This window comes from Rhodococcus sp. SMB37 (assembly GCF_004345605.1).
Lineage (GTDB): Bacteria > Actinomycetota > Actinomycetes > Mycobacteriales > Mycobacteriaceae > Rhodococcus.
Genome location: NZ_SLVY01000001.1, coordinates 654,066 through 680,499, shown reverse-complemented (window position 1 = coordinate 680,499; position 26,434 = coordinate 654,066). Strand labels below are relative to the sequence as shown.

The following is a 26,434-nucleotide window of genomic DNA, read 5'->3' as shown; positions in this document are numbered from 1 at the left end:
CGGCGCTCACCGCCGCGGCGACAGCCAGATCGCGCCGTGCGCAGGGAGCGTCACCCGAGCCGAAGCCGGGCGACCGTGCCACGAATGAGCCGTGGCGATCACCGCGCCGAGATTACCGGTGCCGCTTCCCTGGTACGCGATCGCGTCCGTGTTGAGCACCTCCTCCCAGGTGCCCGGTTCGGGCAACCCGACACGATAGTCGGCGTGGACACTGCCCGAGAAGTTGTACAGGCACGCGATCACCGAACCGTTACTGCCGTAACGGAGGAAGCTGAGCACATTGTTGTGGGCGTCGTTGGCATCGATCCACGAATATCCACCGGGCGTCGTGTCGAGCGTGTACAGCGCCGGATGCTCGCGGTACGTGCAGTTCAGATCGGTGACCAGCGCGCGGATACCCCTGTGCAATGCGCCGGTGTGCTGGTCGTCGAGCTGCCACCAGTCGAGACCGCGCTCCTCCGACCACTCGCCGACCTGCCCGAACTCCTGTCCCATGAACAGCAGTTGCTTACCGGGATGCGACCACATGTACGCGAGCATCGCGCGCAACCCCGCGGCCTTGGTGTGGTCGTCGCCTGGCATTCGCGTCCACAGCGTGCCCTTGCCGTGGACGACCTCGTCGTGGCTGATCGGCAGCACGAAATGCTCGCTCCACGCGTACATCAGCGAAAACGTGATCTCGTGGTGGTGGAACGTGCGGTGCACCGGGTCGTGCATCAGATATCCGAGGGTGTCGTGCATCCAGCCCATGTTCCATTTCATCGAGAACCCCAGGCCGCCGACGTTCGTCGGGCGCGTCACCCCCGGCCACGCGGTGGACTCCTCGGCGATCGTCACGACACCGGGGTGGTGCTTGTGCACCGTCGCGTTGAGTTCCTGCAGGAACGCCACGGCATCGAGATTCTCGCGTCCACCGAACTCGTTCGGGGTCCACTCACCTTCGGGCCGCGAATAGTCCAGGTAGAGCATCGACGCCACCGCGTCGACGCGGAGCCCGTCGATGTGGAACTCGTCGATCCAGTACAACGCGTTGGCCACCAGGAAGTTGCGTACCTCCTTGCGCCCGTAGTCGAACACGTAGGTGCCCCAGTCGAGTTGCTCACCGCGCCGCGGATCGGCGTGCTCGTACAGGGGGCTGCCGTCGAACCGCGCGAGTGCCCAGTCGTCCTTCGGGAAGTGCGCGGGCACCCAGTCCATGATCACGCCGATTCCTGCGGCATGGAGGCGGTCGACGAACTCACGGAAGTCGTCGGGAGTGCCGAACCGCGCGGTCGGCGCGTAATACGAGGTCACCTGATAGCCCCACGACCCGCCGAACGGATGCTCGGCAACGGGCATGAGTTCCACGTGCGTGAACCCGGTCTCGTGCACATACTCGACCAGCTGGTCGGCGAGCTCCAGGTAGGTCAGTCCCGGTCGCCACGAACCGAGATGGACCTCGTACACGCTCATCGGTTCCTGCCACGGCTGAGCCTCGGCGCGCGCGGCGAGCCACTGCTCGTCGTGCCACTCGTGCGCGCTGCGCGTGACGACGGATGCGGTCGCCGGGGGCACCTCGGTAGCGAACGCCATCGGATCGGCCTTGTCGCGCACCGAACCGTCGTGCCCGTGGACCCGGTACTTGTAGAGCCCGCCCGGCTCGACACCCGGAACGAACAACTCCCACACGCCGCTCGAACCCAGGACACGCATGGGTGCGGTGGTCCCGCCCCACATGTCGAACTCGCCGAGCACCGTCACGCCGCGCGCGCCGGGCGCCCACACCGCGAACGACGTTCCCGTCACCGTGCCGTCGGGTGTGTCGTACGAACGGGGGTGGGCACCGAGCACATCCCACAGTCGTTCGTGCCGCCCCTCACTGATCAGATGACGATCGAGTTCGCCGAGGGTGGGCAGGAACCGGTAGCCGTCGGCGACGACCACGGTGTGGTCGAACGGATACCGCACCACCAAGCGGTAGTCGGCGGGGTCGTGCACGGGCAGCAACGCGCTGAACACGTCGTGGCCCACTGGTTCGAGCGGATGATCGGTTCCGCCCACACGTACCGCCACCGCCTCTGCACCCGGGCGCAGCGCCCGGAACACGGTGCCCTCGGGATGTGGATGGGCACCGAGAAGCGAATGGGGGTCGTGGTGTTCGCCGGCCGCGAGGCGTGCCAGGTCGTCGGGATTCGGCGCGTGACGCGGGGCGGACGCACTCGACCGGCCGGGCGGAGGCGTTGCTCCGCCCGATTCCGGCAGTGTTGCTCCGCCCGGTTCCGGCAGTGTTGCTCCGCCCGGTTCCGGCGTGGGCTCCGGTGATGACGGTGGCACAGTCACGGCTGCCTCCTGTACGCGAGGGTCGTGCGGACGGGGATGCCGATCCGGGGCAACACCAGAATGTGCGCGACCGCGCGCCACGGTTCCAGCCGCACGAAATTGGCCTGACCCCAGTGATACTGCTCGCCGCTGACTTCGTCGTAGACCGGCAGCTGGTCGTGCCAGTCGTGTCCGATCGCCGGCATGTCGAGCCAGATCGTGCCCTGCTCAGCAGCATACGGATTGAGGTTGACGATGGTGAGCACCGCATCGCCTGTCGTCGGGTCGAACTTCGAGTATCCGATCAATGCGTCGTTGTCGATGTGGTGGAACGTGATGTTGCGGAGTTGCTGTAGCGCCGGATGTGCCCGCCGGATCCGGTTCAGCTCGGTCAGCCATGGTTCGAGGGACTCGCCGCGACGCCGCGCGTCGTCGAACCGCCGTGGGCGCAGTTGATACTTCTCCGAGTCGAGATACTCCTCGCTGCCGGGTCGCAGCGGTACATGCTCGTACAGTTCGTAGCCCGAGTACACACCCCACGTCGGAGCCAGAGTTGCGGCCAATGCTGCTCGCAGCGCGAACATTCCGGGCCCCCCGTGCTGCAGCGACTCGTGGAGGATGTCGGGGGTGTTGACGAACAGGTTCGGCCGCGCCTCGTCGGCCTTGCCGGCGATCTCCGATCCGAACTCGGTGAGTTCCCACTTCGCGATCCGCCACGTGAAATACGTGTACGACTGCGCGAATCCGCGTCGCGCGAGACCGTACATCCGTGCGGGACGGGTGAACGCTTCGGCGAGGAACAGCACGTCCGGATCGGTCTTGTGGACCTCCTCGATCAACCACTCCCAGAAGTCCGGAGGTTTGGTGTGCGGATTGTCGACTCGGAAGATGCGGACCCCCGCCGCGATCCAATGCCGGACCACGCGCAGCACCTCGGCGTAGATACCGTCGCGGTCGAGATCGAAATTGATCGGGTAGATGTCCTGGTACTTCTTGGGCGGGTTCTCCGCAAATGCGATCGTTCCGTCGGGCAGCACCGTGAACCATTCGGGATGCGACTGCGCCCACGGGTGATCCGGTGCGCACTGCAGCGCGAGGTCGAGGGCGACCTCGAGGTCGAGTTCCCGGGCGCGCGTGACGAAGTCGCGGAAGTCCTCATCGGTGCCCAGATCGGGGTGGATGGCGTCGTGGCCACCCTCGGCCGATCCGATCGCCCACGGGGACCCGACGTCGTCGGGACCGGCGACCAACGTGTTGTTCGGACCCTTCCGGTTGATCTTGCCGATCGGGTGGATCGGCGGCAGATACACCACGTCGAATCCCATCGCGGCGATGCGCGGAAGGTCGGCCGCAGCCGTCGCGAAGGTGCCGTGCCGCGGGGTGCCGTCGTCGTTCCAGCCGCCCGTCGACCGGGGGAAGAACTCGTACCACGACCCGAACAGAGCGCGGCGCCGCTCGGCGATCGTGGTGTAGGCGCGACCGCGGGTGACGAGTTCGCGCAGTGGATGCGCGCGGAGGACCTCGGTGACGTCGGGGGAGTAGGCGGGCGCGACACGTTCGGGAAGTGTGCGGTGCGACCGTAGTGCGGCGGACACGGCCAGAAGGGCGGGGCGGCTGCCTCGGGGGGCCGCCTTGGCGGTGCGCTCGAACAGTTGGGCGCCGATCTCCAGGTCGTTGGCCAGATCCTCCGGGCCCTGACCCGCATCGATCTTCGCTTCGACAGCGTGCCGCCACGTGGCGATCGGATCGCTCCAGGCTTCGATCCGATAGGTCCACCTGCCCGTGCTGGTAGGGGTGAACACTGCGTTGAACGTGTCGGGTTCGTAGCCCGGTGTCATGGGGATCCGCACCAGCTTGCCCATGGTCTCGGGGTCCGCGGCCGGACCGCGCACCGCCAGAGTCGCCGCGAGTGCGTCGTGGCCCTCGCGCCACACCACGGCCGAGACGGGAACGACCTCGCCGACGACGGCTTTGGTCGGATATCTCCCGCCGTCGATCGAGGGCCGAACGTCGTCGATGGCGAGACGGCCTGTCACGTGCTCTCCGTTCGCTGGGGCGGGTGGCCCGCGCCGAAATGAACCGGGTGTTCGACCACAACCCTATTCCAGGCGGCGGCAGAGTTCCGGTCATGGAGACCGTAAAGGCGAAACGTCCATTTTGCTGTAACTGTCCGTATCCGTTACTCGCGGGTTACCTCGGTTGACCGAACGGCAATACGGCGCCCCCTAGCGTCGAATTCGCACAGCAGAGAAACGTCCGACAGGACGCTGACGAAGGGATGAACATCATGGGTCTGGTTGCCGGATTGATCGGGGTTGTCGGGGATTTGCTGCACCTTCTGCTCGGCGGACTCTGACCGTAGAAGCAATGACGGCCCCGTGGCGTTCGCGCCGCGGGGCCGTCCCACGTGTGGACCGGACTCCAGGCCGTGCGCTTGCAGGTGCGCCGGATCCACACCCGTCGCACACGAGCGAACCTGGGTAGGATTCGCGGGGTGAAAGCCTTGCGTCGGTTCACCGTCCGCGCCCATCTGCCCGAGCCGCTCGCCGCGCTGGAGGCACTGACAACCAATCTGCGCTGGTCGTGGCACCCGCAGACACAGGATCTGTTCGAATCCATCGACCCCGAGCTGTGGGCGAAGGTCGACGAGGACCCGGTCCGCCTGCTCGGTGAGATCGTCCCGTCGCGCCTCGACGCACTCGCGACCGACAGCGAATTCCTGGCGCGGCTCGAAGCCGCTGCCGCAGATCTCGACAACTACCTGTCGCGCCCGGCCTGGTACCAGGTCCAACGGGAACGCGGCGCCGCCCTGCCGGACGGCATCGCCTATTTCTCCATGGAATTCGGTGTCACCGAGGTCCTTCCAAACTACTCGGGCGGCCTCGGCATCCTTGCCGGCGACCATCTCAAGGCCGCCTCCGATCTCGGATTACCGCTCATCGGCGTCGGATTGCTGTATCGCTCCGGCTACTTCAAACAGTCCCTGAGCGCCGACGGCTGGCAGCTCGAGCACTACCCCTCGTACGACCCGCAGGGCCTGCCGCTGCGTCTGCTCACCGAGTCCGACGGCACGCCCGCGCTCGTGCGCGTCGATGTGCCCGGCGCCCGCACCCTCGACGCGCGGGTGTGGATCGCGCAGGTGGGTCGTGTGCCGTTGTTGCTGCTCGACTCCGACATCGCGAGCAACGACGAGGACATGTGCAAGGTCACCGATCGCTTGTACGGCGGCGGTCAGGACCACCGCATCAAGCAGGAGATCCTCGCGGGGATCGGCGGGGTACGGGCCGTGCGCGCCTACACCCGCATCCACGGGCTGCCCGACCCCGAGGTGTTCCACATGAACGAGGGCCACGCGGGGTTCCTCGGAGCGGAACGAATCCGCGAACTGGTCACCACCACCGGCCTGGACTTCGACGAAGCCCTCGCCGCGGTGCGGGCCGGAACGGTGTTCACCACCCACACCCCGGTGCCCGCAGGCATCGACCGTTTCCCCATCGATCTCGTCCGGCACTATTTCGCAGGTTCCAACGGCGAGAACGAGTCGGCTCTGCTGCCCGGCCTGACCGTCGACCGGATCCTCGCGCTCGGCCGCGAGGACGATCCCCACGTGTTCAACATGGCCCACCTGGGTCTGCGTCTCGGACAACGATCCAACGGGGTGTCCCAGCTGCACGGTGAGGTCAGCCGCGGGATGTTCGAGGGGTTGTGGTCCGGGTTCGATGCCGCCGAGGTGCCGATCGGGTCGGTGACCAACGGCGTCCACGCCCCCACATGGGCGGCCCGCGAATGGATTACGCTCGCGAATCGGCTCGCCGGGCCGGACCGCGTCGAGGAATCCCGCGGCTGGGAACTGCTGCAGACGGTCGACCCGGCCGAACTCTGGTCCACCCGCAACGTGCTACGCGGACAGCTCGTCGACGAGGTTCGGCGCCGCCTGCGCAACTCGTGGCTCGAACGTGGTGCCACCGAGGCCGAACTCGGCTGGGTCAGCACCGTCTTCGATCCCGATGCACTCACGGTGGGCTTCGCGCGCCGCGTGCCCACCTACAAGCGGCTGACGCTGATGCTGCGCGACCCGGAACGCCTGCGCGCACTGCTGCTCGATGGGGAAAGACCGGTGCAACTCGTCGTTGCGGGCAAGAGCCACCCCGCCGACGACGGGGGCAAGGGACTGATCCAGCAGATCGTGCGGTTCGCCGACCAGCACGACGTGCGGCACCGCATAGTGTTCCTGCCCGACTACGACATGTCGATGGCACGCTTCCTGTACTGGGGATGCGACGTGTGGCTCAACAACCCGCTGCGTCCGCTCGAAGCATGCGGAACGTCGGGCATGAAGTCCGCACTCAACGGCGGCCTGAACCTGTCCGTCCGCGACGGATGGTGGGACGAGATGTTCGACGGCGAGAACGGGTGGGCCATCCCCACCGCCGACGGCGTCGACGACGTGCGACGCGACGATCTCGAAGCAGGCGCCCTCTACGAACTGCTCGAACGTTCGGTGCTGCCGCGGTTCTACGATCGCGACGATCGCGACGTGCCCACCCGATGGATCGAGATGGTGCGCCACACCCTCGAGAACCTCGGGCCCAAGGTCCTCGCATCACGCATGGTCCGCGACTACACGGTCGACTACTACACACCCGCTGCGGAAGCGGCGCGGACCATCGTCGCCGACGACTTCGCGGGAGCCAAGGCACTCGCCGAATACCGACACCGCATCGACTCCGCGTGGCCGGCTGTACGCGTCGCGCAGGTCGACAGTCACGGACTTCCCGAAAGCCCTGTGATCGGCTCGAGCCTCGGACTGATCGCACATGTCCAACTCGGAGGCCTGGCCCCCGACGATGTGCAGGTGCAGGCGGTATTCGGCAAGGTCGGATCGGACGACACCCTCAGCGACACGGTGACGGTGCCGATGAGGCACTCGGGATCCGATCCCCTCGGGGAGGAGTTCACCGTCGACGTGCCGCTGCCGCTGTCAGGGGCGGTCGGATACACCGTCCGGGTACTCCCGCACCACGACCTGATGGCAACCCCCGCGGAGTTCGGCATGGTCGCGCTGCCGTAAGTCGAGAAAGTGTGTATCCGAGCCCGGTATCCGGGCTCGGATACACCTTATTTTCGGGTGGGAACCTGATCGGCAGCGACTGCGTCGAACAGGGTATGAGCCGGAGAGTGATTCACGAGATCATGGCGCGGCAGGACGGCGTCATCACCCGCGACCAAGCATGTGCGCACGGAGTCAGTACCTCGGCGATCGACCGTAGGGTCCGGTCGGGTGAATGGCGGATCCTCGGAAACGGTGTCTACCTACGTGCAGACCGCCCGCACACCGCGGCGGTTCGCTTACGGGCATCTGTTTATGGCGCAGGTCCGGGCGCAACTGCATGGGGCCCGAGTGCGGCATGGTGGCACGGGCTCTGCGAACGTCCCCCGGCACGCGCTTTCGTGACGATTCCGCACCACCGAACACTCGGGCGCGGTCGTGAGGTCACACTTCGTCGACGCGACCTCGACGAGCGCGACGTCGTGACCGTCAGGTCGTTGGCTGTGACCTCCTTGCCCTTGACCGTTCTCGAGGCTGCGGTCGAACTGCCGGACGGCTCGGTGCTCATGGACCGCGCGCTGCAACGACGTACCTCGTTGACCGCGCTGGAAGCAGCGCACGTCCGAAACTCGGGTCGCCGCGGTGCTCGATCGGCTCACCGGTTGTTGTGCGTCGCTCGTGCCGGGGGACATTCCGAGGCCGAACGTGTTCTGTACCGGTTGCTGCGCGGCGCCGGCCTCACCGGGTGGCGCGCGCACGCCATGAGTTGCGGATTCGAGATCGATGTGGTGTTCGACGATGCACGGGTCGCGATCGAGGTCGATGGGTGGGCGTGGCATCGCGATGCACACCGGCACCGCCGTGACGCAGAGAGGCAGAACATCCTGGTCAATGCGGGGTGGCACGTCCTGCGGTTCACGTGGCATACGCTCACCCAAGAACCCGATGAGGTCGTCCGGCAGATCCGCGCGGCCCTGAACCGTCCTCGGTGAGCAAATCGTGTGTATCCGAGCCCGGAATCCGGGCTCGGATACACACTTTCGTCAGCTAGTGAGTCGGGAGAGGGCTTTCCGGGCGACGGCCGGGTCGGCGGTCTCCCAGAACGGTGGGAGCGACGCACGCAGATAACCGCCGTAGCGGGCCGTGGCCAGACGAGAGTCGAGCACGGCGACGACCCCTCGATCGTCGGTGGCCCGCAGCAATCTCCCGACACCTTGGGCCAGAAGCAGCGCGGCATGGTTCGCGGCGACGGCCATGAAGCCATTGCCACCCCGGCTTTCGACGGCGCGCTGCCGGGCGACCAGCAGGGGATCGTCCGGCCGGGGGAACGGGATCCGGTCGATGAGGACGAGCGAGAGCGACCTGCCCGGCACGTCGACGCCCTGCCACAGCGACAGGGTCCCGAACAGCGACGTCGCTTCGTCGGCCGCGAACTTGTCGACCAGTGCACCCGTGGAATCGTCGCCCTGGCACAGGATCGGGGTGTCGACCCGGTCTCGCAGCGCTTCGGTCGCGGCCTTCGCGGCGCGCATCGACGAGAACAGGCCCAGGGTACGACCACCCGCCGCCGTGACCAGTTCGGCGATCTCGTCGAGATGCGACGACGCGAGCCCGTCGCGGCCGGGCGGTGTGAGGTGCTTCGCGATGTACAGGATCCCGGATTTCGCGTGGTCGAACGGCGATCCGACGTCGACGGCATTCCACCTCAGTTCGCTCTTGTCGGCGGGCGGTTCGGCTCCCGAGGCGGCCGTGGTCTCGCTGCGCGACGGTGCCTGCGGAGGGAGCCCCCAGTTGACGGCCAGACCATCGAACGACCCTCCGACCGTGAGCGTCGCCGAGGTGAGCACCACCGTCGACTCGCCGAACAAACGTGACCGCAACAGACCCCCGACCGACAGCGGTGCAATCCGCACCGTGCGGCGCACATTGCCTCGGAATTCGTCGGCCGCCAGCCATACGACATCCTGACGCTGCGCGGGGTCGGCCTGCTCGAAGGTGGTCAGCGCCCGGACCGCGCAGTCGTGCACGTCGTCGATCTCGGCGAGCGCCTGACTGCGGGCGGCCGCGGCCTCCGGGTCGGTGCCGGGCTTGGCCGGCCCGATGGCGGTGTGCACGGCCCACGCCGCGTCGCGGATCGACGCGAGCGCGGCCGCTGCACCCTCGGGCATCGAATCCCATCGAGCGGCCGGAAGCTCCTCGAGCAGCGACTCCCAGTTCTCGGCAGCACCTTCGAGCCGGTCGACGTCCTCGTCCTCGACGAGCTTGACGCAGCGCCGCGCGGCTGCGGAGATGGTGCTGCCCGACAACTCGGCGGTGGCGACACCCGTGACCCGGTCGACGAGCTCGTGGGCTTCGTCGATGACCACCACGTCGTGTTCGGGCAGGATCGCGATCCCCGTGATGGCATCGATCGCGAGGAGCGCGTGATTGGTGACGACCACATCGACCTTCGACGCTTCGGTGCGTGCGATCTCCGCGAAGCAGTCGTCGCCCACCGGGCAGCGCGCCTTGCCGAGACATTCGCGCGCGGTGACGCTGAGCTGGCGCCACGCCTGGTCGGAGACGCCGGGGGAGAGGTCGTCGCGGTCGCCGGTGTCGGTGCTCGACGACCATTCCGTCACGCGTCGCACCTCACGGCCGATGCGCGAGAGAGTGAACGCGTCGAAGAGCTGGGCCTCGGCCGGTGCCTCCTCCGCGAGACCGGTGTGGATCTTGTTCAGGCAGAGGTAGTTTCCGCGGCCCTTGAGTATCGCAAAGCGCGGCCGCCGTCCGAGGGTCTTCTCGAGCGCCTCGGCGAGACGCGGGAGATCACGGTCGACGAGCTGGCGCTGCAGAGCGATGGTCGCGGTGGACACCACCACCGTGCGGCCGGTTTGTACCGCGTACCGGATACTCGGGACGAGGTAGGCGAGCGACTTGCCGGTGCCCGTGCCGGCCTGCACCGCGAGATGCTCGCCGGTGTCGATGCTGTGCGCTACCGCGGACGCCATGGTCAGCTGAGTGCGCCGCTCCTTGCCGCCCAGGGCGTGCACCGCGGTACGCAACAATTCGGGGACGTTGGGAAGTTCGGGCACCGGGCCAGGGTAGCGGGACCCACCGTCAGGTTTCGGCGCCGACCCGTTCGACCAGGTCGACACCTGCGCTGCGCATCCGATCGAGTGCGGACTCGATGGTCGCATCGGCGACGCCCGCTGTACAAGACAGCAGCACCCGGGTCCCGAAGCCCGCCTCGACGGCATCCAACGCGGTCGCGCGCACACAGTGATCGGTGGCGATCCCGACGACGTCGACGTCCGTCACACCGCGCTCGCGCAACCACTGTGCGAGGAATTGCCCCGACTCGTCGACCCCCTCGAAACCGGAGTACGCGGCCTCGTAGGCACCCTTCGAGAACACCGCTTCGACCCGCGACAGCTCCAGATCCGGATGGAACCGGGCTCCGGCGGTGTCGGCGCGACAGTGCGGCGGCCAGGTGTCGAGGAAGTCCGGCTCGTCCGAGAAGTGCTCGCCGGGATCGATGTGGTGGTCGCGTGTCGCGACCACATGGGAGTAGTCCTCACCCCGTTCGGCGAGGAAACGTGTGATGGCGGCCGCGACCGCGTTGCCACCGGTCACTGCGAGAGCGCCGCCCTCACAGAAATCGTTCTGCACATCGACCACCAGCAGCGCCCGAATCGACCTCATCTCCCCGTCGCTCCAGTCACGAAACGGGTGGGAATCGCCGGGTCGCCGGCCGATATCGTCAACCCTTCCCACGGCAGACTCACCATCGACTTCTTCAGGTATTGCCTGCTGTCCTCCAGGGTAGGGAGACCGGGGACCGGCTCGCCATCGCGCACCAGAGGGACCGTCAGGGCCGTTGCCGTCTGCCCCTCACCCGTCGGAACCTCCAGGTGTTCGGGGTAGACGACCTCTTCGACGACGGTGCCGGTGCGGCGCGCGTACCGGGCCGCGCGCTTCGCCCCGCCCCGCGATTCCTTGGCCGTGCTGCGCTTCTCGACCGGAAGGCCGTCGACCTCGACGAGCTTGTAGACCATGCCTGCGGTCGGTGCACCCGAACCGGTGACCACCGAGGTCCCGACCCCGTACGCGTCGACCGGTTCGGCACGCAGACCCGCGATCGCGTATTCGTCCAGGTCGCCGGACATCACGATCTTCGTCCGCCGAGCACCGAGGTCGTCGAGCTGCCTGCGTACCTGACGTGCGAGCACTCCGAGGTCGCCGGAGTCGATCCGGACGCCACCGAGTTCGGGGCCCGCCACCTCGATGGCTGTGGCCACGCCCTGGGTGATGTCGTAGGTGTCCACGAGCAGGGTCGTACCGACACCGAGCGACTCGATCTGACTGCGGAACGCCGACGCCTCGTTGCGGCCGTGCGCAGTGGTGTGCAGCAGAGTGAACGCGTGTGCGGCCGTCCCCGCGGCGGGAACCCCGTAGCGGCGCGCAGCCTCGAGGTTCGACGTCGAATCGAATCCCGCGAGGTATGCCGCGCGGGCTGCAGACACCGCCGCTTCCTCGTGTGCGCGGCGCGAGCCCATCTCGATCAGGGTGCGCCCGTCGGCCACGCTCACCATGCGCGCTGCGGCGGATGCGATGGCGCTGTCGTGATTGAAGATCGACAGGGCCAGTGTCTCGAGCAAGACGCATTCGGCGAACGTGCCGTGGACGGACAGGACCGGCGAACCGGGGAAGTAGAAGTCGCCCTCGCGGTAGCCGTCGATGTCGCCGCTGAACCGGAAGTTGCGCAACCATTCGACGGTCGAGGGTGCGAGGAACTCCGCGGCCACCGCGAGTTCGGCGTCGCCGAATCGGAACGCGGGGAGCGCATCGAGGAGACGCCCCGTGCCTGCGACCACGCCGTACCGGCGACCGGCCGGAAGCTTGCGGGCGAACAGTTCGAAGACGCAGGGGCGAGCGCCGGAGCCGTCGGCCAGCGCAGCTTCGAGCATCGTCAGTTCGTATTTGTCCGTGAACAGTGCGGTGCTCACCGGCTTCGTACCGGCGGATGTGACAGCCATCCGCTCACTCTAGAGCGAGCATGTCGACGGTGGGTTTTTCGAGCCGCGAGAACGCCGTACCCTGGACGCATGGCGCCGTGTTCCAGGACAACCCCCCTCGACGTCCACGTGATCACCGCGGGCCAGGCCATGCCTGCCGAAGCGGAAGTCGTCGAAGAAGTCGAGGCGGTCGACCGGCCTTGGGTGACGGTCGTGTGGGACGACCCCGTCAACCTCATGCACTACGTGACATTCATCTTCCAGAAGCTGTTCGGATACAGCAAGGCCAAGGCGACCGAACTCATGCTCAAGGTGCACAACGAAGGCAGAGCCGTCGTGTCGAGCGGATCCCGTGACAAGATGGAACACGACGTGCAGCGTCTACATGCCGCAGGGCTGTGGGCCACGATGCAACGGGACGAATAAGGCGCCTACAGGAGGATCCGACCGACGTGCGGCAGTGGACCCGGAAGAACTCGCTGAGTGGCCCCAAACTTCGCTCGGAGATGGACGGCCACGAGGCCTCCGTCCTGCGCTCCCTCGTCGCCTCGGTGCTCGGGATGCTGGAAGACCGCTCCGCGCAGGCACCCCAGGACGACCTTGCGGAACTCACCGGGCTGCGCACGGGTAACTCGACCCCACCCGAGATTCCCGCACTCGAGCGACTGCTCCCCGATTTCCACCGACCCGACGCGGACGCGTCCGTCAACCCCGACGACGAGGCCGGGGACCTCAACGGCGCGCTCCGCAGCCTCCACGAACCGAGCATCATCGACGCCAAGCTGGCCGCCGGTGCCGTCATCCTGCGGACCGTTCCCGAGGACGGCGGGAAAGTCGTCCTCAACCCCGAACAGGCCGAAGCCTGGCTCTACGGGCTCAACGACGTGCGACTCGCGCTCGGCACCACCCTCGGCATCGACGACGACACCCCCGAGACCCTCGACGACGACGATCCCCGCGCGCCGCACCTCGACGTCTACCACTGGTTGACCTGGATGCAGGACTCCCTCGTCCAGGCGTTGCTGCCGTGACTGCTGGACCCACGGATTCCCTGCTCGACGTGACGGGCCTGCGCGTCGGCCACTGGCAGCAACTCGACGACCACGTCACCGTCGCCGGGGAACAACCCGGCACCGGTGCCGCCACCGGCTGCACCGTGATCCTCACGGACCGGCCCACTGTGGGCGCGGTCGATGTGCGAGGCGGTGGGCCGGGCACCCGCGAAACCGATCTGCTCGATCCGAGCCACTCGGTCCGGCACGTCGATGCCGTTCTGCTCACCGGGGGAAGCGCCTTCGGCCTGGCCGCCGCCGACGGTGTGATGCGCTACCTCGAGGAACAAGGCCGCGGTATCCCGATGGGTGCGCCCGGCGCCGTGGTGCCGATCGTGCCCGGCGCGGTGATCTTCGATCTGCCCGTCGGACACTGGCACACCCGACCCACTGCCGACAGCGGATACGCAGCGGCGGCGGCAGCCACCGACTCGGCGCTCCCACGAGGATCCGTCGGTGCAGGCACCGCCGCGCGCGCGGGCGTCCTCAAAGGGGGTATCGGAACCGCGAGCATCCGACTGACGGACGGGCCGGCAGCAGGCGCCACCGTTGCCGCGCTCGTCGTGGCCAATCCCGTCGGATCCGTCTTCGATCCCCGGACCGGGCTGCCGTGGGGAACGACGGCCGGACTCGGCCTCGGCCCCCCGAACGAGGAGGAACTTGCCGCCGCCAACGGGCGCGGCGACAAGGGCACCGTGCTGAACACGACCATCGGTGTCGTCGCGACCGACGCGCCGCTGTCGAAAGCTGCGTGCCGCCGGGTCGCAGTCGCCGGACACGACGGTCTGGCCCGCGCGATCCGACCTGCACACTCGCCCCTCGACGGCGACACGCTCTTCGCCCTGTCCACCGGTAACGCCGAACTCCCCGTACCGGAGGGCGTACCCGACGCATTCCCCACCGAACTGCCGATACTCGCGGCCGCGTGCGTCGCCGCGGCCGACGCGGTCGAACGCGCCATCGTCGACGCGGTGCTCTCCGCCGAATCCGTCGCCGGAATCCCGTCCTACTTCGATACCTTCCCGTCCGCTCGGACGCTGTGACCACGACAGACCCACACGGAACCCGGACAGACGTCACAATGGACGCATGACCATCCCGACAGGTACACCACCGACCGAACGGCCGACGTGGCTGCGTTCCGGACTGTGGGTCGGTGGCTTCGTTGCGTTCCTCTACGTAGTCGAGATCATCGACCGGATCCTGCCCGCGAACTTCGAGAACGCCGGAATCGAACCGCGCACCGGCGACGGCCTGTGGGGGATTCTGTTCGCTCCCATCCTGCACGGTGACTGGACACACCTGACCGCCAACACGGTGCCCGCGCTCGTTCTGGGCTTCCTGGTCCTGCTGTCGTCCGGCATCACCCGCGGGATCGTCGCAACTGCAGTGATCTGGGTGGTCGCAGGCGTCGGAACGTGGTTGTTCGCAGGCTCCGGCGAGAACCACATCGGCGCGTCCTCGCTCATCTTCGGCTGGTTGACCTACCTGATCATTCGCGGAATCTTCACCCGCAAGGGCGGGCAGATCGTGCTCGGACTCGTCGTACTGTTCTTCTACGGCGGAATGCTGTGGGGAGTCCTCCCCAGCGACCCGTTCGTGTCGTGGCAAGGACACCTCTTCGGGGCGCTCGGTGGTGTCGTCGCGGCATGGCTGCTCTCGTCCGACACGCGCCGGGCACGGGCGGTCAAGACAGCCGATCCGCTGCGCTGAACTCAGCGACCGGGGTCACGTCCGGGCCGGGTGACGATCCGTGGGTCACAGCATTGTTGTAACTGTGAGTCCACCACGAAAACCGGTGTTGGCTTCATCGGGGACCTTCGGCATGGCAGCATGACCCCTATGCGCATGACCGTTCTGGGGTGCTCGGGCAGTGTGGCCGGGCCGGATTCTCCCGCATCCGGGTACCTGCTCACAGCGCCCGACACCCCGCCCCTGGTCATCGACTTCGGTCCGGGAGTGCTCGGAGCCCTGCAACGCCACGCCGATCCCGGCGAGGTATCCGTGCTCCTGTCGCACCTGCACGCCGACCATTGTCTCGACATTCCCGGTCTCCTCGTGTGGCGCCGCTACTCCCCGAACGCGCCCACAGGGCGGGTTCCCGTTTACGGTCCTGCCGGTACTGCGCAACGTCTCGGTGTCGCATCGGCCGAGGTGGCGGGAGAGGTCGATGACGTCTCCGACACGCTCGACGTACAACCCCTGAGCGACGGCGGAACGTTCCGCTTCGGTGCGCTCACTATCAGCCCCATGAAGGTCAACCATCCCCCGGAGGCCTACGGATTCCGCATCACCAGCGACTCCGGACGCACACTCGTCTACACGGGCGACACCGGCATGTGCGACCAGGTGGTCGAGCTGGCGCGCGGCGCCGACGTCCTGCTCTCAGAAGCATCCTGGACCCACGCACCCGCAGTGCGACCCGAAGGCATCCACCTGTCGGGAACCGAGGCAGGACAGGTGGCCGCCCGCGCGGGTGTCGGCGAACTGCTGCTCACCCACATCCCGCCGTGGACGTCTCGCGAGGACGTCATCGCGGAGGCGAAGGCCGAGTTCCACGGTCCGGTCCACGCAGTGACCTCCGGAGACGTCTACCGCATCTGAGTCGGTCGTCCGAGTCCGTCCGGGACGCATCCCCTAGGCTCGTTCGGGTGACGACACGAGCAGACGGCAGGGAAGACGACCAACTCCGCAACATCAAGATCACCCGAGGGTTCACCAGCCACCCCGCGGGTTCGGTCCTCGTCGAATTCGGACAGACCCGCGTGATGTGCACCGCGAGCGTCGAAGAAGGGGTTCCGCGGTGGCGTCGAGGGTCGGGCCTTGGCTGGCTCACCGCCGAGTACGCGATGCTGCCCGCCGCAACCCACACCCGCAGCGGACGCGAATCCGTCAAGGGCAAGGTCGGCGGCCGCACCCAGGAGATCAGCCGACTTGTCGGCCGCTCCCTGCGCGCGTGCATCGACCTCGCTGCCATCGGTGAGAACACCATCGCCCTCGACTGCGACGTCCTGCAGGCCGACGGAGGAACCCGAACCGCGGCCATCACCGGTGCCTACGTGGCTCTCGCCGACGCGGTCACCTGGCTCCGCGCGGCAGGTCGTCTCGCTGATCCGCAGCCGCTCTCGTGCCAGATCGCAGCCATCAGCGTCGGTGTCGTCGACGGCCGTGTCCGGCTCGACCTCCCGTACGAGGAGGATTCGCGCGCCGAGGTCGACATGAACGTCATCGCCACCGACACGGGCACGCTCGTCGAGATCCAGGGCACCGGCGAAGGCGCCACGTTCCCTCGCACGACGCTCGACAAACTGCTCGACTCGGCGCTCGGCGGCATCGAGGAGCTGTGCCGCATCCAGCGTGAGGTCCTCGAACAGCCGTACCCCGGTGTCCTGCCGGAACCTGTCGTCGCCGAGCCGGCGAAGAAGAAGTTCGGTGCCTGACGTGGCTACACGAGTACTTGTCGCGAGCCGGAACGCGAAGAAGCTCCGGGAGTTGCAGCGGGTCCTCGATGCGGCGGACATCGCGGGAATCGAACTGGTCGGCCTCGACGCCGTCCCGCCGTACCCCGAAGCTCCCGAGACCGGTGCGACGTTCGAGGAGAACGCGGCTGCGAAAGCACGCGACGGTGCCCTCGCAACCGGGATGGCCTGTATCGCCGACGATTCCGGACTCGAAATCGACGCGTTGAACAGTATGCCGGGTGTGTTGTCGGCGCGGTGGAGTGGCACGCACGGTGACGACGGCGCGAATACCGCGCTGGTGCTTGCCCAGCTGAGTGATGTGCCCGATGAACGTCGTGGCGCCGCCTTCGTGTCGGCCTGTGCATTTGCTGTCCCCGGCGTCGACGGCGACGACGTCGCCGTCACCGTGGTGCGCGGCGAGTGGCGCGGCGCGATCGCGCGTGCGCCCCGGGGCGAGAACGGGTTCGGCTACGACCCCGTTTTCGTGCCCGAAGCGGGGGACCGCACCGCTGCGGAGCTCAGCGCCGAGGAGAAGGACGATGCGTCGCACCGTGGTCGCGCGCTCACCCTGTTGGTGCCCGCGCTCGCTGCATTCGCAGGCAGCTGACCCGAGGGCCGCAGTACGCGAACGAAGAAGGCAGGCGCGCGCCGTCGACGGAGCGCGCCTGCCTCCTTGCGTCGCGGCTGCGTGAGTTCGATGACGAGAAGCTACGAGAGGGACGTCATCTCACGCAGGTACGCCGTAACCATCGCGGTGAGCTCGTCTGCCACCTGCTCCCGTGCGATGTCCGGCTGTTCGAGAACATAGGACACCGCGACGTTCTCGACCGTCCGCACCAGCATCCACGCGATCGCGTCTACCGGGCGTCCACCACGATCGGTGAGGTGGAATCGCAGCCACATGCCGAGAAGGGCGTCGATGCGCTTCTCGAAATCGGAGAGGCGACTGTCGGAGTTCTTGGGCAGTTCTTCGATCAGCACGCGGAGCAATCGTGGATTCTCGCCGAGCGCGTCCAACAGTTCGAGGAGGGTCCCGCGCACCGACAGATCTTCCGCAGGACTTTCCAGGGCCGTCGTGAACACACGCGAAATGCGAGTATGTAACTCCGAGGTCCACCTGTCGACGACCTCGGCGACGATCGCGTCTTTGTTCGGAAAGTACTGGTACAGAGATCCCGGGCTGATGTGTGCCTTCTCGGCGATGCGATTGGTGGAAGCGCCGTCGTAGCCGCGTTCCAGTAGTACAGTGCGGCCGGCGTCGACGATGCGTTCGACCATCGCGCGCGAGCGTTCCTGCTGCGGTGCGCGCCGGGTTCGACGCCGGTCGGGTGAGGTCATCGCGGGGGCCGAAATGCGAATTGAATGCGAGTAATCACTCGTGTGAGCATATCGACATGACGACACAGGAGCTGAACCGGGATCTCGAAGTGTTCCCGTACCCGAGCCGCTACGAGGGCAACCGGCCTCGTAACGAAGCGATCGGCAGACCTCTGGTGCGTTTCGCGAAGATTCGACAGGTGGACGACGAACTGCTCGATCGGATCGGACGCCGCATGTACGCTCGCGATGAGGTGGGCGCCGCCCTCGTGCAGGCCATGCGCTTCGATCGCGACGACCCCGAGCGCGTCACCATGCGGCAGTTCCACCAGGCACTCGAGCACGGCGTCGGTACCGTTCCGAACGCCCCCGAGGCGCTTCGTACCTTCTTCGCGCACGTCGAACAGATTCCCGACTGGGTGGACTGGAACCTCCTGGAGAAAGGTGCACGCGCATTCCGAAGGATGGGACGCACGCGCAACGACGTGCTGCTGCAACTGGCGCTCATCGGCGGTTACCGATTCGGCGGGCCGCCCGATCTCCTCGTCGAGACCGGAGGCCTGACCGGATCCACCGCGATGCGACGTCTCGGTGAAACCCAGAAATGGGGAACCGCAGTGGGGGAGCCGGGCGGCATGCGCCGTGACGGCGACGGATTCAAGCTCACCGTGCACGTGCGTGCCATGCACGCCCTCGTCAACCAACGGTTCGAGACGAACGGTCGGTGGGACGTCGCGCGCTGGGGTCTGCCCATCAATCAGACCGATCAGGCCGGAACGCTCGGGTTGTTCAACGGCACGCTCCTGATCGGGGCGCGCGCCCTCGGCTACTTCGTGACCCGCGAAGAATCTCTCGCGATCATGCACATGTGGAAGTACGTCGGGTGGCTCATGGGCGTCGACGACGACTTCCTGTTCGACACCGAGCGTGAGCAACACAACTTCAACTACCACGTGGTGTTGGTGCAGGGTGACGTCACATCCGCGGGCGCTGCCCTGTCACGCGCACTCGTCGACGGACAGCGCACGCTGGACTACGGAAGGTTCTCGGGTCTCCTCGGCCGGTACGAGCGGCTGCGCCTGCTCAGCATGCTTCGGTTCTTCCTCGGCAAACGAGGACTGGACGATCTGGGACTGCCGTCGGTCCCGCCTGTGGCGGTGGTACCGGTCGTGGCGGCGAACATTGTGAAATCGGTGTTGATCAAGCGAACATCGGAGGGGCGCCGGTTCCTCGAGTATCTCGGCGACCGGGCCGCGCGCCGGGAACTCCGCTCGAAGTTCGGACGCGAATGCGCCGATGTCGGGAAACTCGAGATCTGATTCAGAGCGACCAGCGCATGGCCACATGAGTTCCGTCCAGGCCAGGCGTCACCACCATCTCCGTCGACAGGCTGCGCATCAGGGTGAGACCGTGTCCGCGAGATCCGTACCCGGTCCGATCCATGACATCGCGCCATCTGCCGTGATCCGCGACCGTCACCTCGAGGTGGCGGTCGGATGGCCTGTAGACGGCCTCGAGGTCCACCGTGGCCTGGGGATCGTTCGCGGCGTAGGCATGTTCGACCGCGTTCGCCAGGGCCTCATAGCTTGCCAGCACCACGTCCTGCTCGTGCTCCGGTCCGAGATGCAGATTGCCCAGCCACTGCTGCATGGAGCGGCGTACATCGGCAATGTCGGACGGATCCGCACGCACCCCGTGGAAGAAGATTCCACCGGACGCGAACGACGCGGACCCTGAAGTATGAGTCGGCATGGCTCCCTCTGTTCGTCGAGGCGGACAGCGTTATTCCGGCGGTGCTGCCGGGTTGCCGCTCAACGCGGAAAGCGCATCGTCGAGTTCCGGATGGATCGCAAGGACGTCTCCCAGGCCGAGTAGCTCGAGTGGTCGTGCGGTGGCATTTCCGTTCGCCACCACTGCGAATTCGACACTGCCTGCTGTGCGCTTCGACAAGTCGACGAGTAAGGCCATACCCATCGACGCGAGGAAATTCACGTCGGTGAGATCGACAATCAGGCCGGACGGGTTGTCGGTGAGCAGGCCGAGAGCCTGCTCTTCCAGCAGTGGTGCACTGGACAGATCCACATCCCCGCTCACGGACAACACCGTGATGGACCCGGACTGTGTCGTAGACATGCCCATGTGGGGGTGCTCCGTTGATCGCTCATTCACAGTGCCCATCATGCAAGAACACTTCAGATGATGCGAGCGTGCCCGGCTGCGACGTCGTGGAGTGCGCAGCAGAACACACCTGTGGGTATTGTTCCGCGAGGGTGTCGGCATGAAATGCCGATTTCCCGGGGGCCGCCGTGATCAGGGAGGGACGACCGCCGTGGATGCGCATCGACCAGGGGAAGTGGCGCATGCGCCGTTGCTGTTACTGATCGAGGATGATGCCGGCGACGCCTTGCTCGTCGAGGAACTCGTCGCCGACAGCGCGCCGGAAATGAAGGTCGTGTGGGTGCAATCGCTTGCCGATGCACGCGATGCGCTGACGAACACCGCGCCCGACTGTGTGTTGCTCGACCTCCACCTGCCCGATGCGCACGGCCTCGAGGCCGTTGCGCGAGTGCACCATTACGCCGAGACCGTGCCGATCGTCGTGCTCACCGGTTTGGCGGAGGAACAGACGGGCCTTGCTGCGGTTGCCGTCGGTGCTCAGGACTACCTCGTCAAAGGCCGCGTCGAGCCGGAATTGTTCGGTCGTGCCGTGCGCTACGCCATCCAACGAAAGCAAGCGGAACAACACGCTGCGGCACTGCAGGCGAGCGAACTCCATGCCCAGGAGAATGCGCGACTCGAACGAGGCCTGTTGCCGTCGCCACTCGTGAGCACGAACGACGTCGAAGTCGTTGCGCGTTATCGGCCGGGCCGAGCGGCGGCGCTGCTGGGTGGAGATTTCTACGACGTGGTCCAGACCGCAGACGGTGCGGTACACGCGCTCATCGGGGATGTCTCCGGACACGGCCCCGACGAAGCTGCCGTCGGTGTCGCACTGCGCATTGCCTGGCGCACGCTCGTCCTGGCCGGCATCGTCGGCGAACCCCAGATGGAGAAGCTCGAGGAGATCCTTCTCGCGGAACGGGCGACGGATCGCGTTTTCGCCACGGTGACGACCATGGTCATGGCGCCCGACCGGGTCGCAGTGTCTGTGATGCGCGCGGGGCACCCCGGATTGCTCCTGCGTACCGGGCGCGCGGTCGAGTGGGTCGAAGCACCCGGCGGCCCCGCACTCGGGCTGATTCCGGGTGCCGCCAACTGGCCCATCCACACCTTCGACCTACCGCCGGAAGGTGCTGTCGTGCTCTTCACGGACGGGTTGTTCGAAGGGCACACCGGCGGTGGGCACGAACGCCTGGGAGAGTCGGGCCTTCTGGAACTCGCGCGCAACGGCGGGCGCCTCGGATCCGACGAGTTCGCCGACGCACTGGTGCGTGATGCCGAGAAACTCGCCGAGGCTCACGGCGGCCTGGCCGACGACGTCGCGGTGGTGCATGTGCGATGGAACGGGGATGCGAACGAATGACGACGCGTGATCGACCGCCATTCTGGTCGCGACTCACGGTGCGAGGATGGGTGGTTCTGGTCCTGGGTTTGATGATTGCGTGGGTGATTGTCGCGAGCATTGTCGGCGCCCGCTCGCTGGGTCGCACCGCAGAGGTATCGAACTACCTGCAGGAAGTGATCCAGCCCGCAGAGATCGAGGCGCAGCGCCTCCAAGGCGCGCTCCTGAACCAGGAGACCGGCGCACGCGGATACATCATCGCGGCCGATCCCTCCTTGTTGGAGCCGTATGAGGCAGGCCGCGAGGAAGAGACTCGCGCATCCGATGCTCTTCGATCACTGATTGCGAAGCAGGAAGCAGTGCCCGGCGTCAGGGAACAACTACTCGCCGACCTCGAGGCGATCGACGATGCAGCGGACGAATGGCGCAGGGTGTACACACTTCCACTGGTGAACGCCGTGGTACCCGGGGAGCCACGCCCCGTCGATGTTGCCGTCGTCGAAGCAGGCGGGTCGGCGTTCGACCGGCTGCGAGAGCTGTTCGAGATCCAGCGCGTCGACCTCGCGGAAGCGCGGGACGATGCTGTTGCTGCACTCGACGACGCCCGGGTCACGAGAGACCGCTTGTTCGTCACGATGATTGCGGTGTTCCTTCTGAGTGGTATGTGTGTGGCCTTCCTCGTCCACCTCCTCATCGTCCGTCCGCTGTCACGGTTGGGTGAGGAAACCCGCAAGGTCGCACGAGGCAACTTCGACCAGCGCATCAGTGTCGACGGTCCCAGTGACATCCGTGCGCTCGCGATCGATGTGGACGGAATGCGCGCACATCTCGCACACGAACTCGAAGTATCGAAGGAACACCACGATCAGGTCCAGGCCCAGGCTGTGGAACTGCGTCGGTCCAATGCGGAGCTCGAACAGTTCGCGTATGTCGCGTCGCACGACCTTCAGGAGCCGCTCCGCAAGGTTGCGTCGTTCTGTCAGCTACTCGAGAAGCGCTACGGCGACAAACTCGACGAACGAGGGCAGCAATACATCGACTTCGCAGTGGACGGCGCCAAACGGATGCAGGTTCTCATCAACGACCTGCTCACGTTCTCGCGGGTCGGACGGGTCGGTGACACCCACGTCAGCGTCGAACTCGGGCGATCGCTCGATTCGGCTCTTGCGAACCTCTCCGAGTCGATCGACGAATCCGGCGCTCGCATCGAGCGGCCCGAGTCGTTGCCCCGGATCACCGGCGACCCCACCTTGATGACGATGCTGTGGCAGAACCTGGTGGGGAACGCCATCAAATTCCGGAAACCGAATCAGGCACCCGTTGTGAGAATCGAGTGTTCGCAGACCGGTGAGGGTGACGATGCAACGTGGAACATGAGCGTCAGCGACAACGGAATCGGCATCGCCGACGAATTCGCGGAGAAAGTCTTCGTGATCTTCCAGAGACTCCACGGTCGCGACGCATACGGCGGTACGGGAATCGGACTCGCGCTCTGCCGCAAGATCGTCGAGTACCACGGCGGGGAGATCTGGATCGACCGCGCGTATACGGACGGCTGCCGTTTCTGTTTTACGATTCCGGTGCTGCGTGAGGCCGAGTCCGAGACCGATGAAGTTCCAGAAGGAGCACCCGCATGACCCCGACCGGTAAGCCGATCGATGTACTTCTGGTCGAGGACGACCCCGGCGACGAATTGATGACGAGGGAAGCGTTCGAAGACAACAAGATAGGAAACAATCTGCACGTCGTACGCGACGGCGAGCAGGCGCTCGACTTCTTGTACCAGCGTGGGGAACACACCGACGCTCCCCGTCCGGATCTGATCCTGCTCGATCTGAATCTGCCCAAGTACGACGGCCGGCAGGTGCTCGAACAGATCAAATCGGATCCGGAACTTTCACACATCCCGGTGGTGGTACTCACCACCTCGTCGGCGGAGGAGGACATCCTGCGCAGCTACCGACTGCACGCCAATGCGTACGTCACCAAGCCCGTCGACCTGGACCAGTTCATTCGGGCGGTCAAGCAGATCGACGAGTTCTTCGTGCAGGTAGTGCGGCTGCCTACCCGCTGAGCCGCGCGGCTGCTACAGGAGATCAGACCCCGAAGTCGGCCTTGACCTGCTTGGTGCGCTGGTGCTCGACATAGAACGACAGGAATGGAACGGTGCCCGCCAGCAGGGTTCCGATGGTGCGCGAGACGGGCCAGCGCACCTTGATCGACAGGTCGAAGGTGAGCACCAGGTAGACCGCGTACACCCAGCCGTGCACGATCGCGATCCACGACGGCACGTTCTCGATGCCGATGATGTACTTCGCGATCATCTCGCCGGTGAGGACGAGCAGCCAGATACCGGTGGCGTACGCGAGGACGCGGTACCGCAGCAACGCGGAGCCGATTTTCTTGCGATCTGCGTCGCTGACGTTGCGGGGGGTCGCGGCTGCCTGATCGGACGCCTCGGGGGTGGTGCTCACTGACCGCTCCTATCGGACCCGCGCGAGAGCTGCGCGAGGTACTCGTTGTACTCCTGGACCTGCTTCGCCTCGAGGTCGTTCGCGGTGTCGTCGGACTCGCCGATCGCGACCTTCGGGCGGCTCGGCAGAAGATCCGCCGGGATCTCTGTGGGTTCCTCGGGCTTCGATGCCGGGGCGCCGCCCGGGTCGTCGGCCTGAGACTCCTCGGCCTCGAGCTTGACGAATCGCCGGTACGCGTAGATGCAGAAGAACGCGAAGGCCGGCCACTGGAACGCGTAGCCGAGATTCTGTCCGTTACCGCCGACCGCTTCGAAGCGAGTCCATTGCCAATAGCCGAGAGCCAGGCATCCGCCCGCGGCGACGATCACCAACACGATCAGAGCCACGCGGCGCGGGGGACGGTATTCGGACACGACCTCGACGGTACCTGAGCACCGCACCGACCTGCCAAGACGGGATCCGGGGCGGTGGGGGAGGTCACGCCGTATCGACCGCCTCTTGTTCCTTCGCGACGATGGGTCGGACCACGACCTCGACCAGGAGCAGCGCGAGCAGGGCGATCGCCACGGTCCATCCGACAACCGCGCCCGTCGGGTAGTTCCAGAACACGATCACCAGCACGGCCACGGCGACGATCGCCGCGCGGACCGGAACACGGGCGTGCGCCAGCCACACCTCGACGGTGCTGGGCGTGCGGGTGCTGTCCGGGTTCCTCAGCTTGTTCATCCCGTAACCGAACCCGCGACGCACCGCCATCGCCGAGGGCGAGCCACCGATCAGATAGGCGCCGACCGCGACCACCAGTCCCGTGACCAGCACCGCGCGCAGCATCGTCCGCAAGGGCGTCGCGGCGGCGTCGAACAGCACCGCCGCAGCGGCCGGCGAACGCACCTCGGTCGGCAGGTTGTCCAGATACAGCGACCGGCCGATGAGGATCGCCGATGCGAGGGCGAGCATGGCGACGACGAAGGTCGCGCCCACTGCGGACAGTGCGCGAAGGCGCGAACCCCGTGGGGCGGCCCAGACCGCGGCGGCAGCGACGAGCAGCGTCAGCCATGGAAGGACGCCGGAGGCATTGTCGAGAGCGTTGACGGCGCGCTGGGCTTTCACGAGTTCGGGAGATTCGAACAACACGAACTGCTTGTCGATCTCCGGGATCTGGTCGGCGAACGAAAAACCGCGTTCGACCAGGAGCGCCTTGACTCGCTCGATGATCGGAGCGAGATTCAGGCTCACCGTCCCGCTGTCGTCGATCGCAATGGCCTCCACGCGTGTGTCACCGGTCAACACCGCCGCGAGCCTGTCGTGCGCAGTGCGGTTGGCTTGGATCCACAGGGTTTCGAATTGGTCCGATGCAACCAGGCTGCCGACGGTGTCGTGCACGAAGTTCTCTGCCTGGCCGGCGATGACCGGTGCCAAACCCACGACCGGTTCCAGCCGCGGTCTGTCTTCGGTCAGCGCCGTCAATGCATCCGTGGTGAGTCCCTCGACGTCGACCTGGGCGAAGATCTCGTCCGTCACCCGGTCGGTGACCGCGCCTTGGATCACCGGATCGGAGGCCAGCGGTGTCACCATGGTCACGTAGCGATCAGTGTCGAGGATCTGGCTGCGCGCGAAACGGGCGGCCACCGAGCTGATGGCGAGCAGACCCACGAGCACCAGCAGGATGACCACCGCGGTCCAGCGGAGTGCGTGTCCGCGCGTGGGAGGCTCCGTATCGGTCTGTACGGCAGGAGTTTCGCCGCGCAACTCCGCGACTTCCTTGCGCAGCCGTTCGAGTTCCTCGCGCTCGTCGGAGCTCAGCGGAGCATCGTCGGGCGAGTGGTCGGGCTCTGCCATGTGGGTGCCTACCTTCGCGCGCCGGCCGGAGAGCCGGAGTCGGCCCCGCACCGATACTCACGAGGTTCCACGGCATCGGCCGTATCCGCTTCACCTCTGGAGGATGAAATCCGGGTGAGAACAGCTCGCGTGGCCCTCCGGCAAGGTTCCGAATATGCTGTTGCACTTGCTAACCGGTAACAGAACGTGTCGAAGGTTGGACGAGTAGTCACACCTGGACGGCCCGCACTGTGAGCAGAAGTCCAGACTCCACCCCCTCGTCGTAGCTGATTCTCAGCTGGTGACCATCAGGTGCGGTAGCCGTGTACACCTGCTCGCTGCGTTCGAGGTTCGGTCTACGCATCTCTTCGCGAAACGGGCCGTCGTCCAGACTTACCCTCCATCGGTCAATCTCCTCGCTGACACCGGATCGTTCCAGCAATGCCTCTCGCGTGGCGTGTGATG

24 protein-coding genes and 1 pseudogene are annotated in these 26,434 nt (G+C 66.4%); 14 read left to right on the top strand and 11 right to left on the bottom strand.

The window, feature by feature from the left end; translation table 11 throughout:
* Positions 1 to 6: 6 nt before the first annotated feature.
* The gene (gene glgB / locus EV641_RS03245) at positions 7 to 2,160 is read right to left on the bottom strand and encodes a 1,4-alpha-glucan branching protein GlgB (RefSeq protein WP_241996801.1); all 2,154 of its coding nucleotides are present in this window, start codon (positions 2,158 to 2,160) and stop codon (positions 7 to 9) included.
* 155 nt (positions 2,161 to 2,315) lie between these two features.
* Entirely contained in the window at positions 2,316 to 4,334 is a 2,019-nt protein-coding gene (locus tag EV641_RS03240; RefSeq protein WP_132470734.1) for a maltotransferase domain-containing protein, read from the bottom strand.
* Between the two features lie 458 nt (positions 4,335 to 4,792).
* On the opposite strand from EV641_RS03240, the gene glgP reads away from it, so the two are divergent.
* From glgP to EV641_RS03230, 3 genes and pseudogenes are all read left to right on the top strand, one after another.
* Entirely contained in the window at positions 4,793 to 7,369 is a 2,577-nt protein-coding gene (gene glgP, locus EV641_RS03235; RefSeq protein ID WP_132470733.1) for an alpha-glucan family phosphorylase, read from the top strand.
* Between the two features lie 95 nt (positions 7,370 to 7,464).
* Positions 7,465 to 7,605: pseudogene (locus tag EV641_RS30240) on the top strand (type IV toxin-antitoxin system AbiEi family antitoxin domain-containing protein); the annotation flags it as partial.
* 144 nt (positions 7,606 to 7,749) lie between these two features.
* The gene (locus tag EV641_RS03230; RefSeq protein ID WP_347238209.1) at positions 7,750 to 8,340 is read left to right on the top strand and encodes a DUF559 domain-containing protein; all 591 of its coding nucleotides are present in this window, start codon (positions 7,750 to 7,752) and stop codon (positions 8,338 to 8,340) included.
* Positions 8,341 to 8,391: 51 nt separating this feature from the next.
* On the opposite strand, the gene EV641_RS03225 is transcribed toward EV641_RS03230, so the two are convergent.
* From EV641_RS03225 to EV641_RS03215, 3 genes are read right to left on the bottom strand one after another with little or no spacing between them, the layout of a single operon-like run.
* On the bottom strand, positions 8,392 to 10,422 hold the full coding sequence (locus EV641_RS03225) for an ATP-dependent DNA helicase (RefSeq protein WP_241996774.1): 2,031 nt from the start codon (positions 10,420 to 10,422) through the stop codon (positions 8,392 to 8,394).
* 25 nt (positions 10,423 to 10,447) lie between these two features.
* Positions 10,448 to 11,032 carry a nicotinamidase gene (locus EV641_RS03220; protein WP_054719630.1) on the bottom strand — a complete coding sequence of 195 codons (585 nt, stop codon included), beginning with the start codon at positions 11,030 to 11,032 and terminating at the stop codon, positions 10,448 to 10,450.
* On the bottom strand, positions 11,029 to 12,366 hold the full coding sequence (locus EV641_RS03215) for a nicotinate phosphoribosyltransferase (protein ID WP_054719633.1): 1,338 nt from the start codon (positions 12,364 to 12,366) through the stop codon (positions 11,029 to 11,031). Before EV641_RS03215 ends, EV641_RS03220 begins: the two co-directional genes overlap by 4 nt.
* Before the next feature lie 129 nt (positions 12,367 to 12,495).
* Here EV641_RS03215 and clpS point away from each other — a divergent pair, with 129 nt between their 5' ends.
* The 7 genes from clpS (at position 12,496) to rdgB (ending at position 17,465) form a co-directional block, all read left to right on the top strand.
* Positions 12,496 to 12,771, top strand: coding sequence for an ATP-dependent Clp protease adapter ClpS (gene clpS / locus EV641_RS03210; protein ID WP_241996799.1), 276 nt, complete (start codon positions 12,496 to 12,498; stop codon positions 12,769 to 12,771).
* Positions 12,772 to 12,797: 26 nt separating this feature from the next.
* Positions 12,798 to 13,376 carry a DUF2017 domain-containing protein gene (locus tag EV641_RS03205; RefSeq protein WP_132470731.1) on the top strand — a complete coding sequence of 193 codons (579 nt, stop codon included), beginning with the start codon at positions 12,798 to 12,800 and terminating at the stop codon, positions 13,374 to 13,376.
* A complete protein-coding gene (locus EV641_RS03200; protein WP_241996772.1) occupies positions 13,373 to 14,440 on the top strand; it encodes a P1 family peptidase in 1,068 nt (355 codons plus the stop codon). The genes EV641_RS03205 and EV641_RS03200 overlap by 4 nt, the downstream gene beginning before the upstream one ends.
* Positions 14,441 to 14,486: 46 nt before the next feature.
* Entirely contained in the window at positions 14,487 to 15,110 is a 624-nt protein-coding gene (locus EV641_RS03195) for a rhomboid family intramembrane serine protease (RefSeq protein WP_132470729.1), read from the top strand.
* Between the two features lie 129 nt (positions 15,111 to 15,239).
* Complete coding sequence (locus EV641_RS03190; RefSeq protein WP_054720020.1) at positions 15,240 to 16,001, top strand: cyclic nucleotide-degrading phosphodiesterase; 762 nt, start codon at positions 15,240 to 15,242, stop codon at positions 15,999 to 16,001.
* A 47-nt stretch (positions 16,002 to 16,048) separates the two neighbouring features.
* Positions 16,049 to 16,837 carry a ribonuclease PH gene (gene rph, locus EV641_RS03185; protein WP_132470727.1) on the top strand — a complete coding sequence of 263 codons (789 nt, stop codon included), beginning with the start codon at positions 16,049 to 16,051 and terminating at the stop codon, positions 16,835 to 16,837.
* 1 nt (position 16,838) lies between these two features.
* Positions 16,839 to 17,465, top strand: a complete 627-nt coding sequence (gene rdgB / locus EV641_RS03180) for an RdgB/HAM1 family non-canonical purine NTP pyrophosphatase (protein ID WP_132470725.1) — start codon at positions 16,839 to 16,841, stop codon at positions 17,463 to 17,465.
* A gap of 101 nt (positions 17,466 to 17,566) precedes the next feature.
* Here rdgB and EV641_RS03175 read toward each other — a convergent pair whose 3' ends face one another.
* Positions 17,567 to 18,196 (bottom strand): TetR/AcrR family transcriptional regulator, encoded by a 630-nt coding sequence (locus EV641_RS03175; RefSeq protein ID WP_241996770.1) that lies wholly within the window; start codon positions 18,194 to 18,196, stop codon positions 17,567 to 17,569.
* A gap of 56 nt (positions 18,197 to 18,252) precedes the next feature.
* Here EV641_RS03175 and EV641_RS03170 point away from each other — a divergent pair, with 56 nt between their 5' ends.
* Entirely contained in the window at positions 18,253 to 19,494 is a 1,242-nt protein-coding gene (locus tag EV641_RS03170; protein ID WP_132470723.1) for an oxygenase MpaB family protein, read from the top strand.
* Position 19,495: 1 nt separating this feature from the next.
* Here EV641_RS03170 and EV641_RS03165 read toward each other — a convergent pair whose 3' ends face one another.
* Together EV641_RS03165 and EV641_RS03160 are read right to left on the bottom strand one after the other, a co-directional pair.
* Entirely contained in the window at positions 19,496 to 19,927 is a 432-nt protein-coding gene (locus tag EV641_RS03165) for an ATP-binding protein (protein WP_054716921.1), read from the bottom strand.
* A gap of 30 nt (positions 19,928 to 19,957) precedes the next feature.
* Positions 19,958 to 20,308, bottom strand: coding sequence for an STAS domain-containing protein (locus EV641_RS03160; RefSeq protein ID WP_277874473.1), 351 nt, complete (start codon positions 20,306 to 20,308; stop codon positions 19,958 to 19,960).
* A gap of 196 nt (positions 20,309 to 20,504) precedes the next feature.
* On the opposite strand from EV641_RS03160, the gene EV641_RS03155 reads away from it, so the two are divergent.
* From EV641_RS03155 to EV641_RS03145, 3 genes are read left to right on the top strand one after another with little or no spacing between them, the layout of a single operon-like run.
* Complete coding sequence (locus EV641_RS03155; protein ID WP_054716925.1) at positions 20,505 to 21,698, top strand: fused response regulator/phosphatase; 1,194 nt, start codon at positions 20,505 to 20,507, stop codon at positions 21,696 to 21,698.
* Positions 21,695 to 23,314 carry an ATP-binding protein gene (locus tag EV641_RS03150; RefSeq protein WP_054716928.1) on the top strand — a complete coding sequence of 540 codons (1,620 nt, stop codon included), beginning with the start codon at positions 21,695 to 21,697 and terminating at the stop codon, positions 23,312 to 23,314. The genes EV641_RS03155 and EV641_RS03150 overlap by 4 nt, the downstream gene beginning before the upstream one ends.
* Positions 23,311 to 23,751, top strand: coding sequence for a response regulator (locus tag EV641_RS03145; protein WP_054716931.1), 441 nt, complete (start codon positions 23,311 to 23,313; stop codon positions 23,749 to 23,751). Before EV641_RS03150 ends, EV641_RS03145 begins: the two co-directional genes overlap by 4 nt.
* A 22-nt stretch (positions 23,752 to 23,773) precedes the next feature.
* On the opposite strand, the gene EV641_RS03140 is transcribed toward EV641_RS03145, so the two are convergent.
* From EV641_RS03140 to EV641_RS03130, 3 genes are all read right to left on the bottom strand, one after another.
* Positions 23,774 to 24,151, bottom strand: coding sequence for a DUF3817 domain-containing protein (locus tag EV641_RS03140; RefSeq protein WP_054716934.1), 378 nt, complete (start codon positions 24,149 to 24,151; stop codon positions 23,774 to 23,776).
* Positions 24,148 to 24,564 (bottom strand): hypothetical protein, encoded by a 417-nt coding sequence (locus EV641_RS03135; protein ID WP_054716938.1) that lies wholly within the window; start codon positions 24,562 to 24,564, stop codon positions 24,148 to 24,150. The genes EV641_RS03140 and EV641_RS03135 overlap by 4 nt, the downstream gene beginning before the upstream one ends.
* Before the next feature lie 64 nt (positions 24,565 to 24,628).
* Entirely contained in the window at positions 24,629 to 25,990 is a 1,362-nt protein-coding gene (locus EV641_RS03130) for a hypothetical protein (RefSeq protein WP_132470717.1), read from the bottom strand.
* Positions 25,991 to 26,434 lie beyond the last annotated feature (444 nt).